Origin of the sequence: Haloferax sp. Atlit-10N (assembly GCF_003586325.1) — an archaeon.
GTDB classification, from domain to species: Archaea; Halobacteriota; Halobacteria; order Halobacteriales; family Haloferacaceae; genus Haloferax; species Haloferax prahovense.
Genome location: NZ_PSYX01000073.1, coordinates 1 through 707, shown reverse-complemented (window position 1 = coordinate 707; position 707 = coordinate 1). Strand labels below are relative to the sequence as shown.

Here is a 707-nt window from a genome sequence, read left to right as displayed (position 1 = left end):
CCGTACCCAGCACAGTCGGAGTCGGTACCAGTCGAGTCGTGAGCGACGGTTGACTCACGGGTTGGACGAAGTCCGGCGACTCGCCGGCGCTCTCGACCTTCCCGATAGCCTGCGTGACCAAGCCTGTCGGTGCTTTCGGTCCGCTCAACAGGCGGACCTGCTGCCGGGACGGTCAATCGAAGCAGTCGCGGCTGCGAGCGTCCATGCCGCCTGTCGATGTGCGGGGCTTTCGCGGACGCTTGCTGAACTCGTCCCACTCGCACGGGTGGCTGAATCGCGTGTCCGGTCAGCGTACAACGCACTCAATACAGAACTCGGGCTGCCTGCGAAGCCAGTTGCACCGGTTGAGTTCGTTCCACGGGTAGCGGATGCGCTTGACGTGACAGACCAGATTCGGCGACGAGCACGGTCGTTAGCCGAGACATCGAGCGATGAGTGGGCTCATCGTGGCGCGAATCCGCATGCAGTCGCTGCAGCGTGTGTGTATACCGCTGCGGCTGAGCGCGACTGGCAACTCACGCAGGCTCGTGTGGCAGCCGTGAGTGATTCTTCAATCAAAACGATTCGGACGCATTACCAGACGTTGTGTGATGCAGATAGGTGAACGTCAACGCTGAGGACGAAGATTACGCGTATCTGAGCGAAGATCGAGTCGCTTGGACTCCTCGGTTGAGTGTCCGAGTTTTCTCCGGAAACGATGGGGAGTA

General features: G+C 60.5%; 1 protein-coding gene. It reads left to right on the top strand.

The window, feature by feature from the left end; genetic code table 11:
• Positions 1–604 (top strand): transcription initiation factor IIB family protein (locus C5B91_RS21225; protein WP_147374906.1); only part of this gene is annotated, 604 nt, incomplete at its 5' end.
• Positions 605–707: the final 103 nt, after the last annotated feature.